The sequence below is a fragment of the Fibrobacter sp. UWB10 genome, assembly GCF_900182935.1.
GTDB lineage: Bacteria > Fibrobacterota > Fibrobacteria > Fibrobacterales > Fibrobacteraceae > Fibrobacter > Fibrobacter succinogenes_O.
This window is the reverse complement of sequence record NZ_FXUE01000001.1, coordinates 403,719-419,090: the sequence shown is the minus strand read 5'-3', so window position 1 is coordinate 419,090 and position 15,372 is coordinate 403,719. Positions and strand designations below refer to the sequence as shown.

Below are 15,372 nucleotides of genomic sequence, written 5' to 3'. Positions count from 1 at the left end.
AAAAATAATCGTTTAAAGCCTTATTAGTGTATTTTTCAGATAACCACTCCAAAGGAGGGTGGTGTTTGAGGAGTATTATGAAAAAATATGGTTTCAAGGCTTTAAGCGGAGCTTTATTGCTCGGCGGAGCTGTTTCTGCTTTCGCTGCCCCGGGACTCACCGTAAGCGGCACCGATCTCATGTACAACGGCAAGAAGATTTTCTTCTCGGGTACGAACCTCGCTTGGAGCGACTACAACTCCGATGTGGGCGATTCCCCGCTGAACGAAAACGCTTGGCGCAAGGCTGTCGAAGGCACGCGCGCTGCGGGTGGTAACGCCATTCGCTGGTGGCTCTTCAACAACATGAGCCAAAGTCCCGAAATCGATCAGAGCACGCATCTGGTTTCGGGCCTCAAGGCAAACACCATCGTCAACATGAAGAAGGCTTTGGATATTGCCGAAGAATACGGCGTGATGGTTTCGATGTGCCTTTTCAGCCACAACCTGATGGAACCGAATCAGTGGGGCCTATACGACGAAAAGCTGGACATTACCGCAAACACGCAGCTTTTTGAAGACGCGGGCACCAAAGCCTTTATCGACAATGCGCTTGTTCCGGTAGTAAAAGCAATCGGTAACCATAATGCGCTTATGACTTGGGAAGTGTTCAACGAACCCGAAGGCATGACAAGTGTAGGCTGGACCACCAAGAAACTCGACAAGGCTGTGCTGCAGAAGTTCACGAACAAGATTGCTGCGGCAATCCATACCACAAACCCGGAATTGCTCGTGTCCACCGGTAGCGTGAATATTCAGTATCAGAGCTGGTGGAACGATTCCGAACTTATCGCCGCCGGTGGCGAAGCGAACGGTACGCTCGACTTTTTCCAGACGCATTACTATCCGTACTACCAGAACGATGCCGTGTCTCCGTTCGTGAATACGGCGGCCCAGATGGCGACCAAGTATGGCTACGATTCCAAGCCCATGATTATCGGTGAATTTCCGGCAAGCGGCTGGAAGGGCGATACTTATACTACAAGCATGGCGGCCAAGACCCAGATTTCTACCGAAGAATGCTACCGCAAGGCCTTTGACGGCGGTTATGCCGGCGCACTTGCCTGGCAGTATATTGGCGACAAGACCGAATCGAACTTTGGCGGTTACACTTACACCATTGACCCGGCTCTTGATGCCATGAAGGCCCTTGCCGCTACCGAAGAAGCAAGCATCAAGATCAAGGATGTCGCCATCAGCCAGGAAGGCGGTGACGGCAAGATGTCTGTGACTTACGGCGGCGACAATGCCCAGATTGAATACCAGAAGACTTGGGATTTGAGCAAGGCCAATACGTTTACGTTCGAGGTTACCAATAAGAGCGAAAGCGATGCGCAACTGAACTTGATTTTCAAGCTGACGGATGCGTGGAAATGGACCGAAGTGGAAGGCCCCTGCGAAGTAGCCGCGGGCCAGTCCAAGACTTGTTCGTTCGATATTTCCAGCTATACCGACCGTAACAAGACCTTGAGCGTCGTTATCGCAAACTATGCCGCAGGCTATACCGGCACCATCTTCTACGATAATTTCAAGGCTGGAGACCAGGTTCTCTGGGACTTTAACGAAGACAAGTACGACGCATTCAGTCGCGGCTTCGAGAACACCGAAGAGATGATTCCCGAAATCAAAATCGTGTTCGGAGATCCCTCGGGAATTTGCATGCGTCCGCACGTTGCAGGTGCCAAGGCTCTGCGTGTAAGTGGCGACATGCTCACTCTTTCGATGGGTCGCACACAAGGCGTGACGGCGGAACTCTTCGATGTCACGGGCCACAAGGTTGTAACGCTTCACAAGGGTACACTTTCTGCAGGCACGCACCAGTTCAAGGTGAATGCGGCAAAGGGCGTGTACCTTGTTAAAATCAAGGGCCAGGGAATCAACCTGACTCAGAAAGTGATGGTGAAGTAATATTATTTGGAAACTCGAATGTAGTCGACGAGCATTTCGTTCGGGAATTGAGCGTCGTCTACTTCGAATCCGGGCCAGTTACCTGCAACGGCGACATTCAAGATAAAGAAGAACGGCTTGTGGAATTCTTCGGTGTCGCCGGTGTTATTTTCAATTAAAATCTCGTGGTACATGAAGTCATCCACAAACATGCGGATGTACTTTTCGTCCCATGTGAATTTGTAATTGTGGAATTGCGTGACGTCGAGTTCGAACTTTTGGTCGCGATAATTGCCGGTGTTGTTGCCGTAAGTCGCGTATTCGGTGCCGTTTGCCCAATGGTTTGTGCCGTACACAATGTTTTCGCTGTTCACGGTTTCGATGATGTCGATTTCGCCGCAGGCGGGCCAGCTTACGGCGTCGATGTTCTGGCCGAGTAGCCAGAAGGCAGGCCAAATGCCTTTGCCCACAGGGAGTGCGATGCGGGCTTCTACGGTGCCGTAGGTGAAGCTAAACTTGTCCTTGGTGATAATGCGGGCCGAGGTGTACTTGGAGCCTTCGTAGTCTTCTTTGTTTGCGCGAATGTGCAAAATGCCGTCTTGCACGTAGGCGTTTTCTTTGCGGTTGGTGTAGTATTCCCATTCGTTGTTGCCCCAGCCGCTTGCGCCTGTGCCGATTTCAAAAGTCCATTTGTCGGTATCGACGCCGTCGCCGTCGAATTCGTCGTGCCAGAGGTATTGGCTGTCGCTTGAAAGGATCTCGCTGGAGCTACTTGCGATGTTCGCGGTTTCACTTGAACTGCTAGCGGCTTCGCTAGAACTGTTGATGTCTGCGGCGTAAGAATTTGCCGCTTCGCTGGAACTGCTTGAGGCATCGCTCGAGCTAGTTGCGATATCACTTGAACAGCTTGCAACCAGTTCTGCGGAACTAGAGGATTGCGTTCCGACCTTTGAGCCGGAATCTTCTGTTGCAATCGAAGAACTGCTGGAGGGTGTTTCGGGATATGGATCCCATTGATCAGGATATTCTGCGCTAGATGAGGAGTCTGAGGAGCAGGCTGCGACGGCAAAAATGGTGCCTGCGCATAGAATGAAATGTCTAAAGCGTAACAAAAACATGGCTAAATTCCTCAAAAATCGGTATTTTGTGTGATATTGTGATAATTTCGTCACATTTTCACAATATTTTTATAACACATGGCTCCGAAAGGCTCGATTCTAATATATATTTAGTATGTGTAAAGGGATTTTAACATGGTGGTTCCGTATAACAATAACGAGGCGCCCAGCACCAAAGAAACGGTCTTGGTGGTTGATGACGACCGCATGAACTTGAGGTTCGCCGAGCACATGTTGAGCTCGGCGTACAATGTTGTGTTGGCTCAGTCATACAAAGAGGCGCTTGCATACCTTTCGAAAGAACGGCCTGCACTAGCACTTTTGGATGTGCACATGCCCGACATGAATGGGTTTGAACTTCTGTTGGAAATACGGAAGATTAAAACCTGTGATGGCTTGCCGGTGGTGTTCTTGACCGCGGACAGCGACCGTGAGACGGAGGTCCGGGTGTTTAAGGAAGGCGCTCAGGACTATATCCAAAAGCCTTTGGTTCCAGAAGTTGTTCTAGAAAGAATCAAACGCATTCTGTCTCTGCAAAAGTTGCAGGATTCTCTTGAAAGCGAAGTGGTGCGACGCACTGCTGAACTTAAGGAAAGTCAACATAAGCTTCAAATGCTTTCGTTGCAGGTTGTCAAAACGCTTGCGTCGACAATCGATGCCAAAGACCGCTACACGAATGGTCATTCTAGCCGAGTTGCTAAATACAGCAGAGAAATTGCGCTCCGTGCAGGTAAGCCAATCGAGTACCAAGACGAAATCTACATCGTGGCGCTTTTGCATGATATCGGAAAAATTGGAGTTCCGGATAATATTCTGAACAAGAGTTCCAAACTGACCGACGAGGAATACGAGACAATCAAGCAGCACCCGAGTATCGGTGTTGAAATTTTGAAGAACATTTCTGAAATGCCGAATATTGAAATCGGAGCGCATTACCACCATGAGCGCTTTGATGGCAAGGGTTACCCCGAAGGATTGTCGGGTTATAACATTCCTGAAATTGCTCGTATTATTGCCGTGGCCGATGCCTACGATGCCATGACTAGTCGACGCAGTTATCGTTCGGCGCTTCCGCAAAATGTCGTGCGCGAAGAAATCGTGAAAGGTCGCGGTCTACAATTTGATCCTGATTTTGCCGATATAATGCTCCAGATGATTGATGACGATTCCCATTACGAGATGCGGGACGACGGGCACGCCGTATAAAATTAGTCGAGGGGAGCCGACTATGGGTAATGATATTTTTGAAGAGAATGACCGCCGAGTCTTAAAGAAACTCACGCGAGTAATGCGCTGGCTTTGGGCGATGTTTCCTTTGATTTATTTGGGAAATATTGTTCATTTGTTTAAAATCGATTATTTTGAGTTGAACGTTTTAACAGGTATTGCGTTCGTGATTTTGTGGCTTCCCACTTTTACCGAACGCATGAACGCTCCGCTCACGTTGCGCCGGTATTTTTGCGTGCTTGGAATGGCAAGTATTATCGCGATGCTTGCAACCAATGAAAATATTGGCATATACATGACATACACTCTTGCCATGGTGACAAGCCTGTTGTTTTTTAATGCGGCTTTTACGCTCAAGATTTCGATTGTTAGCTACTTATTGATTGTTGTTTCGCTTTATTTTAGAGCGCATGGTGCAAACCATGGTGAGTTTGAAACAGATACGCTTTGGTGGGTGTCGAGGTGTGCGGGATTTTTGATAGAATCTATTGTGATGACGATTCTGTGTATCGTGATTGCGCGCTTAACGCATACCATGCTAGAAAATTTGAATAACGCTCGTGAAAAAGCGCAACGTTCCGATGAATTGAGCAAGGCATGGGCCGAGGCTGAAGCGGCGAGAAAGAATGCGGAGTCTGCGAATATGGCCAAGAGCTTTTTCCTTGCCAATATGAGTCATGAAATTCGAACGCCGATTAATGGCATTTTGGGCATGAACACCATGTTGCTGAAGGAATGCAAAGACGAAACCTTGCGCGATTATGCCCAGAATATTCAGAATGCAGGACACACGCTTCTTTCGCTGGTGAACGATGTTTTGGATATCACGAAAATTGAATCGGGCAAAATGGAACTTCTGGTGGGCGAGTACGATTTGTTTGCTGTATTGAACGATTGCTATTGTGTTGCAAATCCGCGCGCCCAGAGTAAGAATCTGGAATTCGATGTCAACGTGAGCCCGAAAATTCCGTCGATGCTTGAAGGCGACGAAGTTCGCTTGCGCCAGATAGTGAACAATCTGCTTTCGAACGCTATCAAGTACACGCCCAAGGGAACGGTAGATTTGTCGGTTGATTTCAGAAATTTGCCGGACGAAGATGATGTACACAAGATTGAGCTTGTAATTGTGGTGGCGGATACCGGAATCGGCATTCGTTCTGTGGACCGTGATAAATTGTTCCAGAGCTTTGAACGAATTGATTTGGATCGTAATAGAAATATTGAGGGAACGGGCCTTGGACTGAATCTGACCAAGAAATTGGTTGAAATGATGGGTGGCCGTATTTTGGTCAAGAGCGTGTACGGTTCTGGCTCCGTGTTCGAGGTCCATATTCCGCAGGTGGTCAAGGATGATACTCCTATTGGCAACTTTATGGAACGCCATAAGGAATTTATTTCGGTCACTTCGGGTGCGAAAAAGTTTAAGGCGAGTAAGGCCAAACTTTTGGTGGTTGACGATGTGGCTATGAATCTGAAAGTTGTCAGCGGACTCCTTAAGGAAACTGAAATAAATATTGACACTGCGACGAATGGCGAAGACGCTCTTACGCTTGTCGAAGAAAATCGTTACGACTTGATTCTCTTGGACCACATGATGCCCGTGATGGACGGCATCGAAACGCTTCAGTGCATGAGGGAATTGAAGGACTTTGATATCAATAAAACGCCTGTGGTCATGCTTACGGCCAATGCGGTTGTCGGCGCGAAGGATTCCTATATGCAGGCGGGCTTTACTGACTACATTACAAAGCCTATTCGTGAAGAAGTGTTGCTTTCGATAGTAAAGAAATACTTGCCGCAAAATTTGATTGTCGAAAGTGAAAGTTCGGATAGCAAGGCTGCTGAGACCGTTGAAAGCCCACGAACCGTGGGCGGGCTTTCTGAAATTCTAGATGTGGCGACAGGGCTTGGCTATTGTATGAACGACAAAAAGTTCTACCATGAAATGCTTTTGGAATATGTGAAAAATGACCGCCGTTCTGATTTGGAAAAGTCTTTTTCTAGAAGTGATTTCGATCATTATCGCATAGTCATTCATTCGCTCAAGAGCACATCTCTTACGATTGGGGCGGTGAAACTTTCGGAAATGTCCAAGGCTCTCGAAAATGCTTGCAAAGAAGGAAATTTTGACTTTGTTCGCGAACAGCATGAAATATGCATGGCGGACTATAAGAAAATTTTAGATAAGCTTTCTGAGTACCTTGCAGGAGGTGCATGATGAAACTCATCTATGTTATTCCGACTGTAATTATCGCCGTTATTTTAGCCGGTTTGTTCACCGTCAATGTGAAAAAGAAGAATACCGATATCACCCGCGAAAAGACAAAAATCGCGATGATTATGCATGGCACGATTGATGACCATAGTTGGGGACAATCGCATTACGAGGGCATGAAAAAGGCTGCTGAGAAATTGAATCTAGATGTCTTGTTCCGTGAACAGATTCCGACCAATAGAACGTCTGAAGCGGTTATGGAAGGCCTTATTGCTGCGGGTGTAAAGGTGCTCATTCTCAATTCGTTCCAGTTTGGTCCCTATATTCAGAATGTTGCTGTCAGACACCCTGATGTGAAATTTTTCCATGCGTCCGGTATAAAGACGGCTCCGAATGTGGCGACTTTCTTTGGCCGTATGTACCAAATGCGCTACCTTTCGGGCATTGTGGCCGGCATGCAAAGTAAAACCGGGAAAATAGGCTATGTAGCCGCATACGATATTCCTGAAGTAATTCGTGGAATCAATGCGTTTACCTTAGGCGTCAAGAAGGCCAATCCCGATGCGAGCGTGATTGTGCGTTGGACAAAATCCTGGAATAACGACAAGGTCTGCGCCCAAGCGACGCGGGCTCTTTTGGCGAACGATTCGATAGATGTTCTTGCAAAACATGTCGATAGCCAAACTCCCATGCGCATTGCCGATTCTCTTGGGGTGTGGATTGTGGGCTACAATTTGGACAATGCGGATTTATATCCAGATCATTTTTTGACGGCTCCGGTATGGCGCTGGGAAAAATTTTATATCCCGCATATCTTTGATGTGCTCAAAAAGAGATTCGTAAGCAAACGCTATTGGGAAGGAATCAATTCTGGCATTATCGATTTATCGCCGTTCACTAGTCATGTGAATCCAGAGGCTATTGCGTTAGTTGAAAGCGAACGAGAAAAAATCCAGAATGGATCTTTTGATGTTTTTTATGGCCCTATAGAAGACAATACGGGAGTGATTCGTATAAACGAGGGTGAGACCATGTCTGATACGGACATGCTGAATAATTTTAATTGGTTTGTGAAGGGGGTAACCATAGATGAAAAGTAGAATTACGGTCGCTGCAATCATAGCGGTTGTAGCGTTCTTTTCGTTGCTGTATATGACCTTTGAAGAGGCTGGCAACGACAAAAAAATGCAGAAGTCGGTCGCTCAAAAACTCCGCGTAGGTTTTATTCTTTTAAGCGATACGGCTGACAATGGTTGGAATGAAGCTCATTACAAGGGAGCAAAAATTGCATGTGATAGCCTAGGCGCACAAATGGTTGTGGCAATTGATGTGCCCGAAGAAACGGCGCCGCTTGCAAAAGTCGTAAAAGACATGATTGCCGACAGTATCAAAATCATTGTTCTGACGAGCTATAATTATCCTAAGAAAATAGATGGCGTTATCGGGGCGCATCCGGATGTGACATTCTATGGTGGTGATTGGAAATTTAAAGCGCCCAATTATAAGCCTTATTTTGCCCGAACTTATCAAGCCAGGTACCTTGCGGGCATTATAGCGGGAGCCATGACCAAGACGAATCATGTCGGTTATGTGGCTGCCATGAAAAATAGCGAAGTCTATAGGGGAATCGACGCATTTGCCATTGGCGCACAAAGCGTGAATCCGAAAGTTCAGGTGTATTTGCGCTGGACTCATTTCTGGGATAATGAAGAAATTGAAACTGAAGCTGCGAATGCGTTAATCGATAGTTTTAATGTAGACGTGATTTCGTTACATCAGGATCGTTCGCATGTCGTTGAGGTTGCCGAAGCCCGAGGGGTGTATTCTATTGGAAACCACGTTGAAAAAAATTATTACTCTCCTAAAATGTTGAGCTCTATAAATGTTAATTGGAATATTATTTACAAGGGTGTGTTCCAGGATTTCTTCCAGAATAAAAATACGGAAAATATGGATTACTGGTTTGGACTTGATAAAGATGCTGTAGGTCTTGCTTTTTATTCGAACGAAATTCCTGATTCCATTAAGGTCCGGATTCAAAATACCATTCAAAGAATTAAGGATGGTTATCATGTTTTCACGGGTAAGATTGTCGATAACAAGGGACATGTCCGTTGTGAAGAAGGTGAAACAATTAGTGATGACGCCTTGCGTAGTGAAATGGAATGGCTTATCAATGGCGTGGTTGAGCAATGATTAAAAAATTTGGTGTACGTCCTCTAATTGGTCTTTTATTTTTTGTGTTGATTCTCCTTTTGGTTGGGGGATTGTTACGCATTAAGTTTTCGAGCCTGTTTCAAAGCTATGTCGAAAAACAGATTGCTTTCCAGGCGGAAAACTATGCTGAAGCGACCGGTGAAAGGCTTGTGCTACAGTTGAAATCCCTGGTCGGAATTTCGGCGGGGCTTTCAGCCAACATGTATAATATTGATCGAATGCTTTCCACTTTAGAAGATCCGAATGGGGAATTCTATTACGGTGTAATGGCCTTAAATGACAAGATTGTTTATTCGGGCGGCGATCATGATATTCGCTTTGCCGATTTCAAGGGCTTTTCCGAGTCGTTTCACGGAGCCAAATATATCAGCTATTGCAAAGGAAAGGGACTCTTGTTCTCGGTTCCGGTGTATAGCGGGAAAAATATCAAGTATGTGTTGTTCCGCCTTTTCAAGGAAGAATTCATTATCAAGAATTTTGGAGTGGTTTCATATGGCGGCAAGGGTTATGCCGTTTTGCGAGATTCAAAAGATGAAATCATTATTGATTCCGATAATGAGGCGTTGGGGAAGTCGTTGCTCTGGGGCAAAAGAGGCTACCAGGCGGTTCGCGAAAAACTTGCAAGCGGCTTGAATGTATCTATTGCCTCGGCTGCAAATTTAGAGGTTGATGGGGTTGAATATTATTACTTTGTTGCAGACCTCAAGTTGCCGGGCGTTGTCTTGACGGGGGTGGTGCCCGCGGAAGTAGTGGCGTCTGAAAAAGATGATATTTCATTTTTGATTATCTGGGTGTTCGGCCTTTTGATATTCATGTTCTCGATAGCCATGATCTATGTGGTTGTGTCAGAAAAGAAGGCTCGTGAAAATAAGGAACTGCTTCGCGAAAAAGAAAATGCCGAAAGTGCGAGCAAGGCGAAAAGTATATTCCTTGCCAACATGAGTCATGAAATTCGTACGCCGATTAATGGCATTTTGGGTATGGATTCGATGCTCCTTAAGGAATGCAAAGACGAATCGTTGCGTGACTATGCCTTGAATATTCAGAGCGCTGGGCAGACGCTGCTTTCGCTCGTTAATGATATTTTGGATATTTCGAAAATTGAATCAGGCAAAATGGAAATTTTGCCGGTAACATATAGCGTATTCAATGTATTGAATGATTGCTACAATATGGTTGCCATTCGTGCCAAAGATAAAAACTTGGAATTGGTGATGGATATTTCTCCTGAAATTCCGGCAGCTTTGTTTGGCGATGAAGTTCGTATAAGGCAGATTATTAACAATCTGCTTTCGAATGCGGTCAAGTACACGAACGAAGGTACAGTCACGCTCTCTGTTTGGACTGAGAAAGTTGATGTCGACCCGATGCAGGGAAACAATGGCAATCAGGTGGAGCTCTTTATTCATGTGAAGGATACGGGCATCGGTATTCGTGAAAAGGATGTCGGAAAACTTTTCAGGGACTTTGTCCGCCTCGATGAAAAACGAAACCGTAACATTGAAGGTACGGGGCTTGGTTTGAATCTGACCAAGCAGTTGGTTGATATGATGGGCGGCTTTATAAGCGTAGACAGTGTTTATGGCGAAGGGTCTACCTTCAAGGTCCATTTGATGCAACAGGTGAGCGATGAAAAACCTCTAGGCGATTTTTATAAGTTGTACAAGCAGCAGGTGAATGTTATGGATGCTGCTCACGAAAAGTTTATTGCGCCTGATGCAAGAGTTCTTTTGGCTGACGACATGCAAATGAACCTGAAGGTTTTTGCGGGCCTTCTCAAAGATACCAAGATTCAGATTGATACGGCAATCAATGGGGCCGAAGCCTTGAAACTCATTGAAAAGAATCACTACGATGTTGTATTCTTGGATCACATGATGCCTGTGATGGATGGTATCGAAGCGTTCCGCCAGATGAGACAACTTGCAAAGAGTCCGAATACGAATACACCTGTCGTGATGCTTACCGCAAATGCTGTGGTCGACGCCAAAAATCAGTACATGGATGAAGGTTTCTCGGATTATATTGCAAAGCCGATTCGCGAAGAGGTTTTGCTTTCTTGCCTCAAGAAGTTCTTGCCTAAAGAATTGGTTAAGTCTGTTGCAAAGAATTCCGCTGTAGAAAGTGCGAACGCTGAAAACGAAAAGCCGGCGGTGCAGTCTTCAACAAAGTTGTCCGATTTCTTGGACGAGGCAACAGGCCTTGCCTATTGCATGAATGATCAGAAATTTTATAAGGAAATGCTTGGTGAATATGTCAGTGCAGACAAAACAGAAGAATTGATGGAGGCTTTTAGTAAAGAAGATTTTGAATATTACCGTATTACAGTGCATGCTGTAAAAAGTACTTCTCTTACAATTGGAGCGATAAAAGTGTCAGAAGATGCCAAGGCGCTCGAAATGGCTTGCAAAGAAGGCGATTTTGACTTTGTGAAAAAGAATCACGAAGCGTTTATACAGAAATATACGGCGTTGATTCGATTGCTTCGTACAGAATTTTGTTAAATTGCTTTTAAACCAAAGGAAGGTGTATATGAGAACAATTCTTAAATTCGGCTTAATCGCCGCTTGTTCCCTGACTGCAAATGTTTTTGCTCAGGATTTCTGCAATACGACAACCCATAGCGGTGAATCCGTGGAAGTGTCTACGAACAAGGTCGGAACTATCGGCGACGTTGGTTACGAACTTTGGAACGAAGGCGGCAACGGTGGTTCTGCGACGTTCTATTCCGACGGCTCCCTTAACTGCAAGATGACAGGTGCCAAGGACTACCTGTGCCGTACGGGTCTTGCTTTCAATAGCGATAAGACTCACGAAGAAATCGGTCACATGAAGGCGGACTTCAAGCTGGTCAAGAGCGGTCTTTCTGGAATCGACTATTCCTACATCGGCATTTATGGCTGGACCCGTGAACCTCTAGTGGAATGGTACATTGTGGATAACACCGGTAGCCAGTATATGCCTGGCTCGTGGGTTGCTCAGGGTGCTTCTGCAAAGAATCACGGCGATTTTGAAATCGATGGTGCCCAGTATACGGTTTACGAAGGTGACCGCACCTCTTATTCCATCGATGGTGACAATAAATACTTTAAGCAGTATTTCAGCGTGCGTAAGAGTAAGCGTGATTGCGGTACTATCGACATTACCGCTCACTTCAAGAAGTGGGAAGAACTTGGCATGAAGATGGGTAAGATGCACGAAGCCAAGATTCTCGGCGAAGCCGGAAGCAACAGCGGTGCTAATGCCAAGGGCGAATACGACTTCCCCTATGCCAAGGTCTATATCGAAGGCGCTGAACAGTCCAGTTCTTCTGCTGAACCTGAATCCAGTAGCTCGACGGATGCAATCAAGGGTATTCGCTCTATGACGGCCGACAACAGCAAGTCGCTCGTGTTTGACGCTCAAGGCAAGTACCTCGGCTCTTTTGAAACGGCTGACGCAGAATCCCTGAATGCAGCCATCAAGGCCAAGTACAATTCCGGCATTTACATGGTAAAGCAGGGCCGCGCTGTCCGTAGCATCTCGGTGAAGTAATTCACTTTGCCGCAAAGCAAAAATTTAAGCCTCTCCTTTGTGAGAGGCTTTTTAGTTTGATTTAATCTTGCGGAGCTTCAGGCGGGACTCGCGCGATCACGCCCACGGTGGCGCGTATCGCCTTCACAAGGTCGGCGGGTGCAACTTTCAGTTGCAAGCCGCGCTCGCCTGCACTCACGTAAATGTAAGGGAACTGCATCGCAGTTTCGTGAATGAAAATCGGGAAATTCTTCTTGAGACCGAGCGGACTGCAACCGCCACGAATGTAACCGGTCAGCGGCGTCAAATCCTTGAGCGGAACAGTGTCAATCTTTTTGTTGCCGCTCACCTTGGCGGCACCTTTCAAGTCCACTTCGAGGTTCCCCGGCACCACGCATACGAGGTAGCCAATCTTGTCTCCGTGAACGAGAATCGTCTTGAAAACTTGGTTGATATCTTCGCCGAGACTGTCGGCGACATGTTGCGCACCCAGGTCGTTTTCGTCAACCTTGTAGGGGATAAGCTCGTAAGAAATTTTCTGGCGGTCTAAAATTCTCGCCGCATTCGTCTTCTTGATTTCCATAGCCCAAATATAAAAAGCCCGCGATTGCTCGCGGACTTTCGAATGCTTTGTGAGCGTGAGGATTACAGCTTGATGCTGCAGCCCTTGGCGTTCCAGATTTCTTCGGCGTACTGCTTGATGGTACGGTCGGAACTGAACTTGCCCATGCGAGCGACGTTCAGGATTGCCTTTTCTGCCCAAGTCTTCTTGTCCTGGTATTCCTCGGCGACCTTCTTCTGCATGTCAATGTAGCTGCGGAAGTCTGCGCAGAGCAGGTAGTTGTCGTTGGTGAGGAGCTTGTCGGCAATGTGCTTGAAGAGTTCCGGACGATCGGGGCTGAAGAAGCCGGATGCGATCAGGTCGATTACGCGGCGAAGATCGTCGTCGTGTTCGTAGAAGTCGCGCGGACGGTAACCCTTGGCGAGCAAGTCGGTGACTTCTTCCACGGTGAGGCCGAAGATGAAGATGTTGTCGTCGCCGACTTCTTCCTTCATTTCAACGTTAGCGCCGTCGAGCGTACCGATGGTGAGTGCGCCGTTCAAGGCGAACTTCATGTTGCCGGTACCAGAGGCTTCGGTGCCTGCGGTCGAAATCTGTTCGGAGAGGTCTGCAGCCGGAATAATCTTTTCGGCGAAGGACACGCGGTAGTTTTCGAGGAACACCATCTTGAGCTTGCCCTTACAAATCGGGTCAGCATCGATGATTGCGGCCACGGCGTTAGCGAGGCGGATGATCTGCTTTGCCATCCAGTAACCCGGAGCGGCCTTACCACCGATCATGATGGTACGCGGCATGATTTCCTTGCCGTCCTTCAGCTGGATGTACAGGTGAATGGCATGCAGAATGTTCAGGAGCTGGCGCTTGTATTCGTGGATACGCTTGACCTGCACGTCGAAGAACGTGTTCACGTCGACATCGACGCCCTGCGTTGCCTTGAGGTACTTGGCGAGGCGTTCCTTGTTCTGCTTCTTGACAGCCATGAATTCCTTCTGGAACTTGGCGTCCTTCGCAAACTTTTCGAGCTTCTTGAGTTCGTCGAGGTCCTTGACCCAGCCTTCGCCGATCTTGGAAGAAATGAGTTCGGACATAGCCGGGTTAGCCTTGCGGACCCAGCGACGCGGCGTCACGCCGTTCGTCTTGTTGTTGAACTTTTCAGGCCACAGTTCGTAGAAGTCCTTGAAGAGCGTGGTCTTCAAGAGGTCGGAGTGGAGGGCTGCCACACCGTTCACGGCAAACGAACCCACGATGGAGAGGTAAGCCATGCGGACCATCTTGCAGCCGCCTTCTTCGATGAGGCTCATGCGGGCGAGGCGAGCGTTGTCGCCGGGCCACTTGAGGGACACCTGACGCAGGAAGCGTGCGTTGATTTCGTAAATGATCTGGAGGTGACGCGGCAACAGCTTTTCGAAGAGGCTGACCGGCCACTTTTCAAGAGCTTCGGGCATCAAGGTGTGGTTCGTGTAGGCAAACGTGTGTGTCACGATTTCCCATGCTTCGTCCCATTCCAGGTTTTCTTCGTCGAGCAAGATGCGCATCATTTCGGCGATAGAGATTGCCGGGTGCGTGTCGTTCAACTGGATGGCGACCTTTTCAGGGAACACCTTCCATTCACCTTCATGGAGCTTCTTGAAGCGGCGGATGATGTCCTGCAGAGATGCAGAGCAGAGGAAGTACTGCTGTTTGAGGCGCAGTTCCTTACCGTTCATGGAAGCATCGTTGGGGTAGAGCACCTTGGAAATGGTTTCAGAAAGTTCCATGTCCTGCACAGCGGCGATGTAGTCACCGTTGTTGAAGTAGCTGAGGCCGAAGTCGTCGGTAGACTTGGCGCTCCAGAGGCGCAGGTTGTTCACGGTGTTGTTCTTGTAACCCGGAATCGGAGTGTCGTAGGGGAGAGCGAGCACGTAGTCCTTGGTTTCCCAACGATTGCGGAGCTTGCCCTTTTCGTCCATCCAGCTGACCACGTAGCCGTACATGGGCACCTTGACTTCGTTCGACGGACGGGCGATTTCCCACGGGTTGGTGAGGCGCAGCCAGTTATCCGGCTGTTCTTCTTGTTCGCCGTTCACGATCTTCTGGCTGAACATACCGTATTCATAGCGAATACCCATACCGGTAGCCGGGAGTTCGAGCGTTGCCATGGAATCGAGGAAGCAAGCGGCCAAGCGGCCGAGGCCACCGTTACCGAGACCGGCGTCGACTTCCTGTTCGCGGAGTTCTTCGAGAGTCATGCCGAGTTCGTCAAGAGCTTCAGTCACGGCGCTTTCGACGTCGAGGTTCAGAACGGAGTTGCCGAGGGTACGGCCAATCAAAAATTCGAGGGACAGATAGTAGACGCGCTTTACGTCTTTCTGGTAGTAGGTTTCCTGCGTCTTGATCCAGCGGTCCACGAGACGGTCGCGCACGGCGTAAGCGACGGCCAAGAACTTTTCGTGGTCGGTCACGGTCGCACTGTTACGGGCGAGCGTGTGGTGGATGTGGTCGGTAAAGGCCTTACGGAATGATTCCGCGTCGTTGCCGAGCACGGTCACTTCTTCTGCTTTTTTGAATGTTTTTGCCATAAGACGGTCCTATGGGTTAGGGTTAAAATTTTACACC

Annotated in this window: 10 protein-coding genes; 7 read left to right on the top strand and 3 right to left on the bottom strand. The window is 47.8% G+C overall.

Annotated elements, in window-relative coordinates:
- The first annotated feature begins 77 nt into the window (after nt 1–77).
- Complete coding sequence (locus QOL41_RS01765) at nt 78–1,946, top strand: T9SS type A sorting domain-containing protein (protein WP_283428397.1); 1,869 nt, start codon at nt 78–80, stop codon at nt 1,944–1,946.
- A gap of 2 nt (nt 1,947–1,948) precedes the next feature.
- On the opposite strand, the gene QOL41_RS01760 is transcribed toward QOL41_RS01765, so the two are convergent.
- Nucleotides 1,949–3,043, bottom strand: coding sequence for a glycoside hydrolase family 16 protein (locus tag QOL41_RS01760; RefSeq protein ID WP_283428396.1), 1,095 nt, complete (start codon nt 3,041–3,043; stop codon nt 1,949–1,951).
- 135 nt (nt 3,044–3,178) lie between these two features.
- Between QOL41_RS01760 and QOL41_RS01755 the strand changes: the two genes are divergently transcribed.
- The 6 genes from QOL41_RS01755 to QOL41_RS01730 all read left to right on the top strand — a co-directional run bounded on the left by QOL41_RS01755 (nt 3,179) and on the right by QOL41_RS01730 (nt 12,236).
- Entirely contained in the window at nt 3,179–4,249 is a 1,071-nt protein-coding gene (locus QOL41_RS01755; RefSeq protein ID WP_283428395.1) for an HD domain-containing phosphohydrolase, read from the top strand.
- A gap of 22 nt (nt 4,250–4,271) precedes the next feature.
- On the top strand, nt 4,272–6,488 hold the full coding sequence (locus tag QOL41_RS01750) for a hybrid sensor histidine kinase/response regulator (protein WP_283428394.1): 2,217 nt from the start codon (nt 4,272–4,274) through the stop codon (nt 6,486–6,488).
- Nucleotides 6,488–7,585, top strand: coding sequence for a BMP family ABC transporter substrate-binding protein (locus QOL41_RS01745; protein WP_283428393.1), 1,098 nt, complete (start codon nt 6,488–6,490; stop codon nt 7,583–7,585). Before QOL41_RS01750 ends, QOL41_RS01745 begins: the two co-directional genes overlap by 1 nt.
- Nucleotides 7,575–8,681 (top strand): BMP family ABC transporter substrate-binding protein, encoded by a 1,107-nt coding sequence (locus QOL41_RS01740; RefSeq protein WP_283428392.1) that lies wholly within the window; start codon nt 7,575–7,577, stop codon nt 8,679–8,681. The genes QOL41_RS01745 and QOL41_RS01740 overlap by 11 nt, the downstream gene beginning before the upstream one ends.
- Before the next feature lie 71 nt (nt 8,682–8,752).
- Nucleotides 8,753–11,206: a response regulator gene (locus tag QOL41_RS01735; RefSeq protein ID WP_283428391.1), complete on the top strand. Its 2,454-nt coding sequence runs from the start codon at nt 8,753–8,755 to the stop codon at nt 11,204–11,206.
- Between the two features lie 28 nt (nt 11,207–11,234).
- On the top strand, nt 11,235–12,236 hold the full coding sequence (locus QOL41_RS01730) for a glycoside hydrolase family 11 protein (protein WP_283428390.1): 1,002 nt from the start codon (nt 11,235–11,237) through the stop codon (nt 12,234–12,236).
- 61 nt (nt 12,237–12,297) lie between these two features.
- Here the strand turns inward: QOL41_RS01730 and ybaK are convergent, their stop codons facing one another.
- Both ybaK and QOL41_RS01720 read right to left on the bottom strand, forming a co-directional pair.
- Nucleotides 12,298–12,798, bottom strand: coding sequence for a Cys-tRNA(Pro) deacylase (gene ybaK / locus QOL41_RS01725; protein ID WP_283428389.1), 501 nt, complete (start codon nt 12,796–12,798; stop codon nt 12,298–12,300).
- Nucleotides 12,799–12,860: 62 nt separating this feature from the next.
- A complete protein-coding gene (locus QOL41_RS01720) occupies nt 12,861–15,335 on the bottom strand; it encodes a glycogen/starch/alpha-glucan phosphorylase (RefSeq protein WP_283428388.1) in 2,475 nt (824 codons plus the stop codon).
- Nucleotides 15,336–15,372 lie beyond the last annotated feature (37 nt).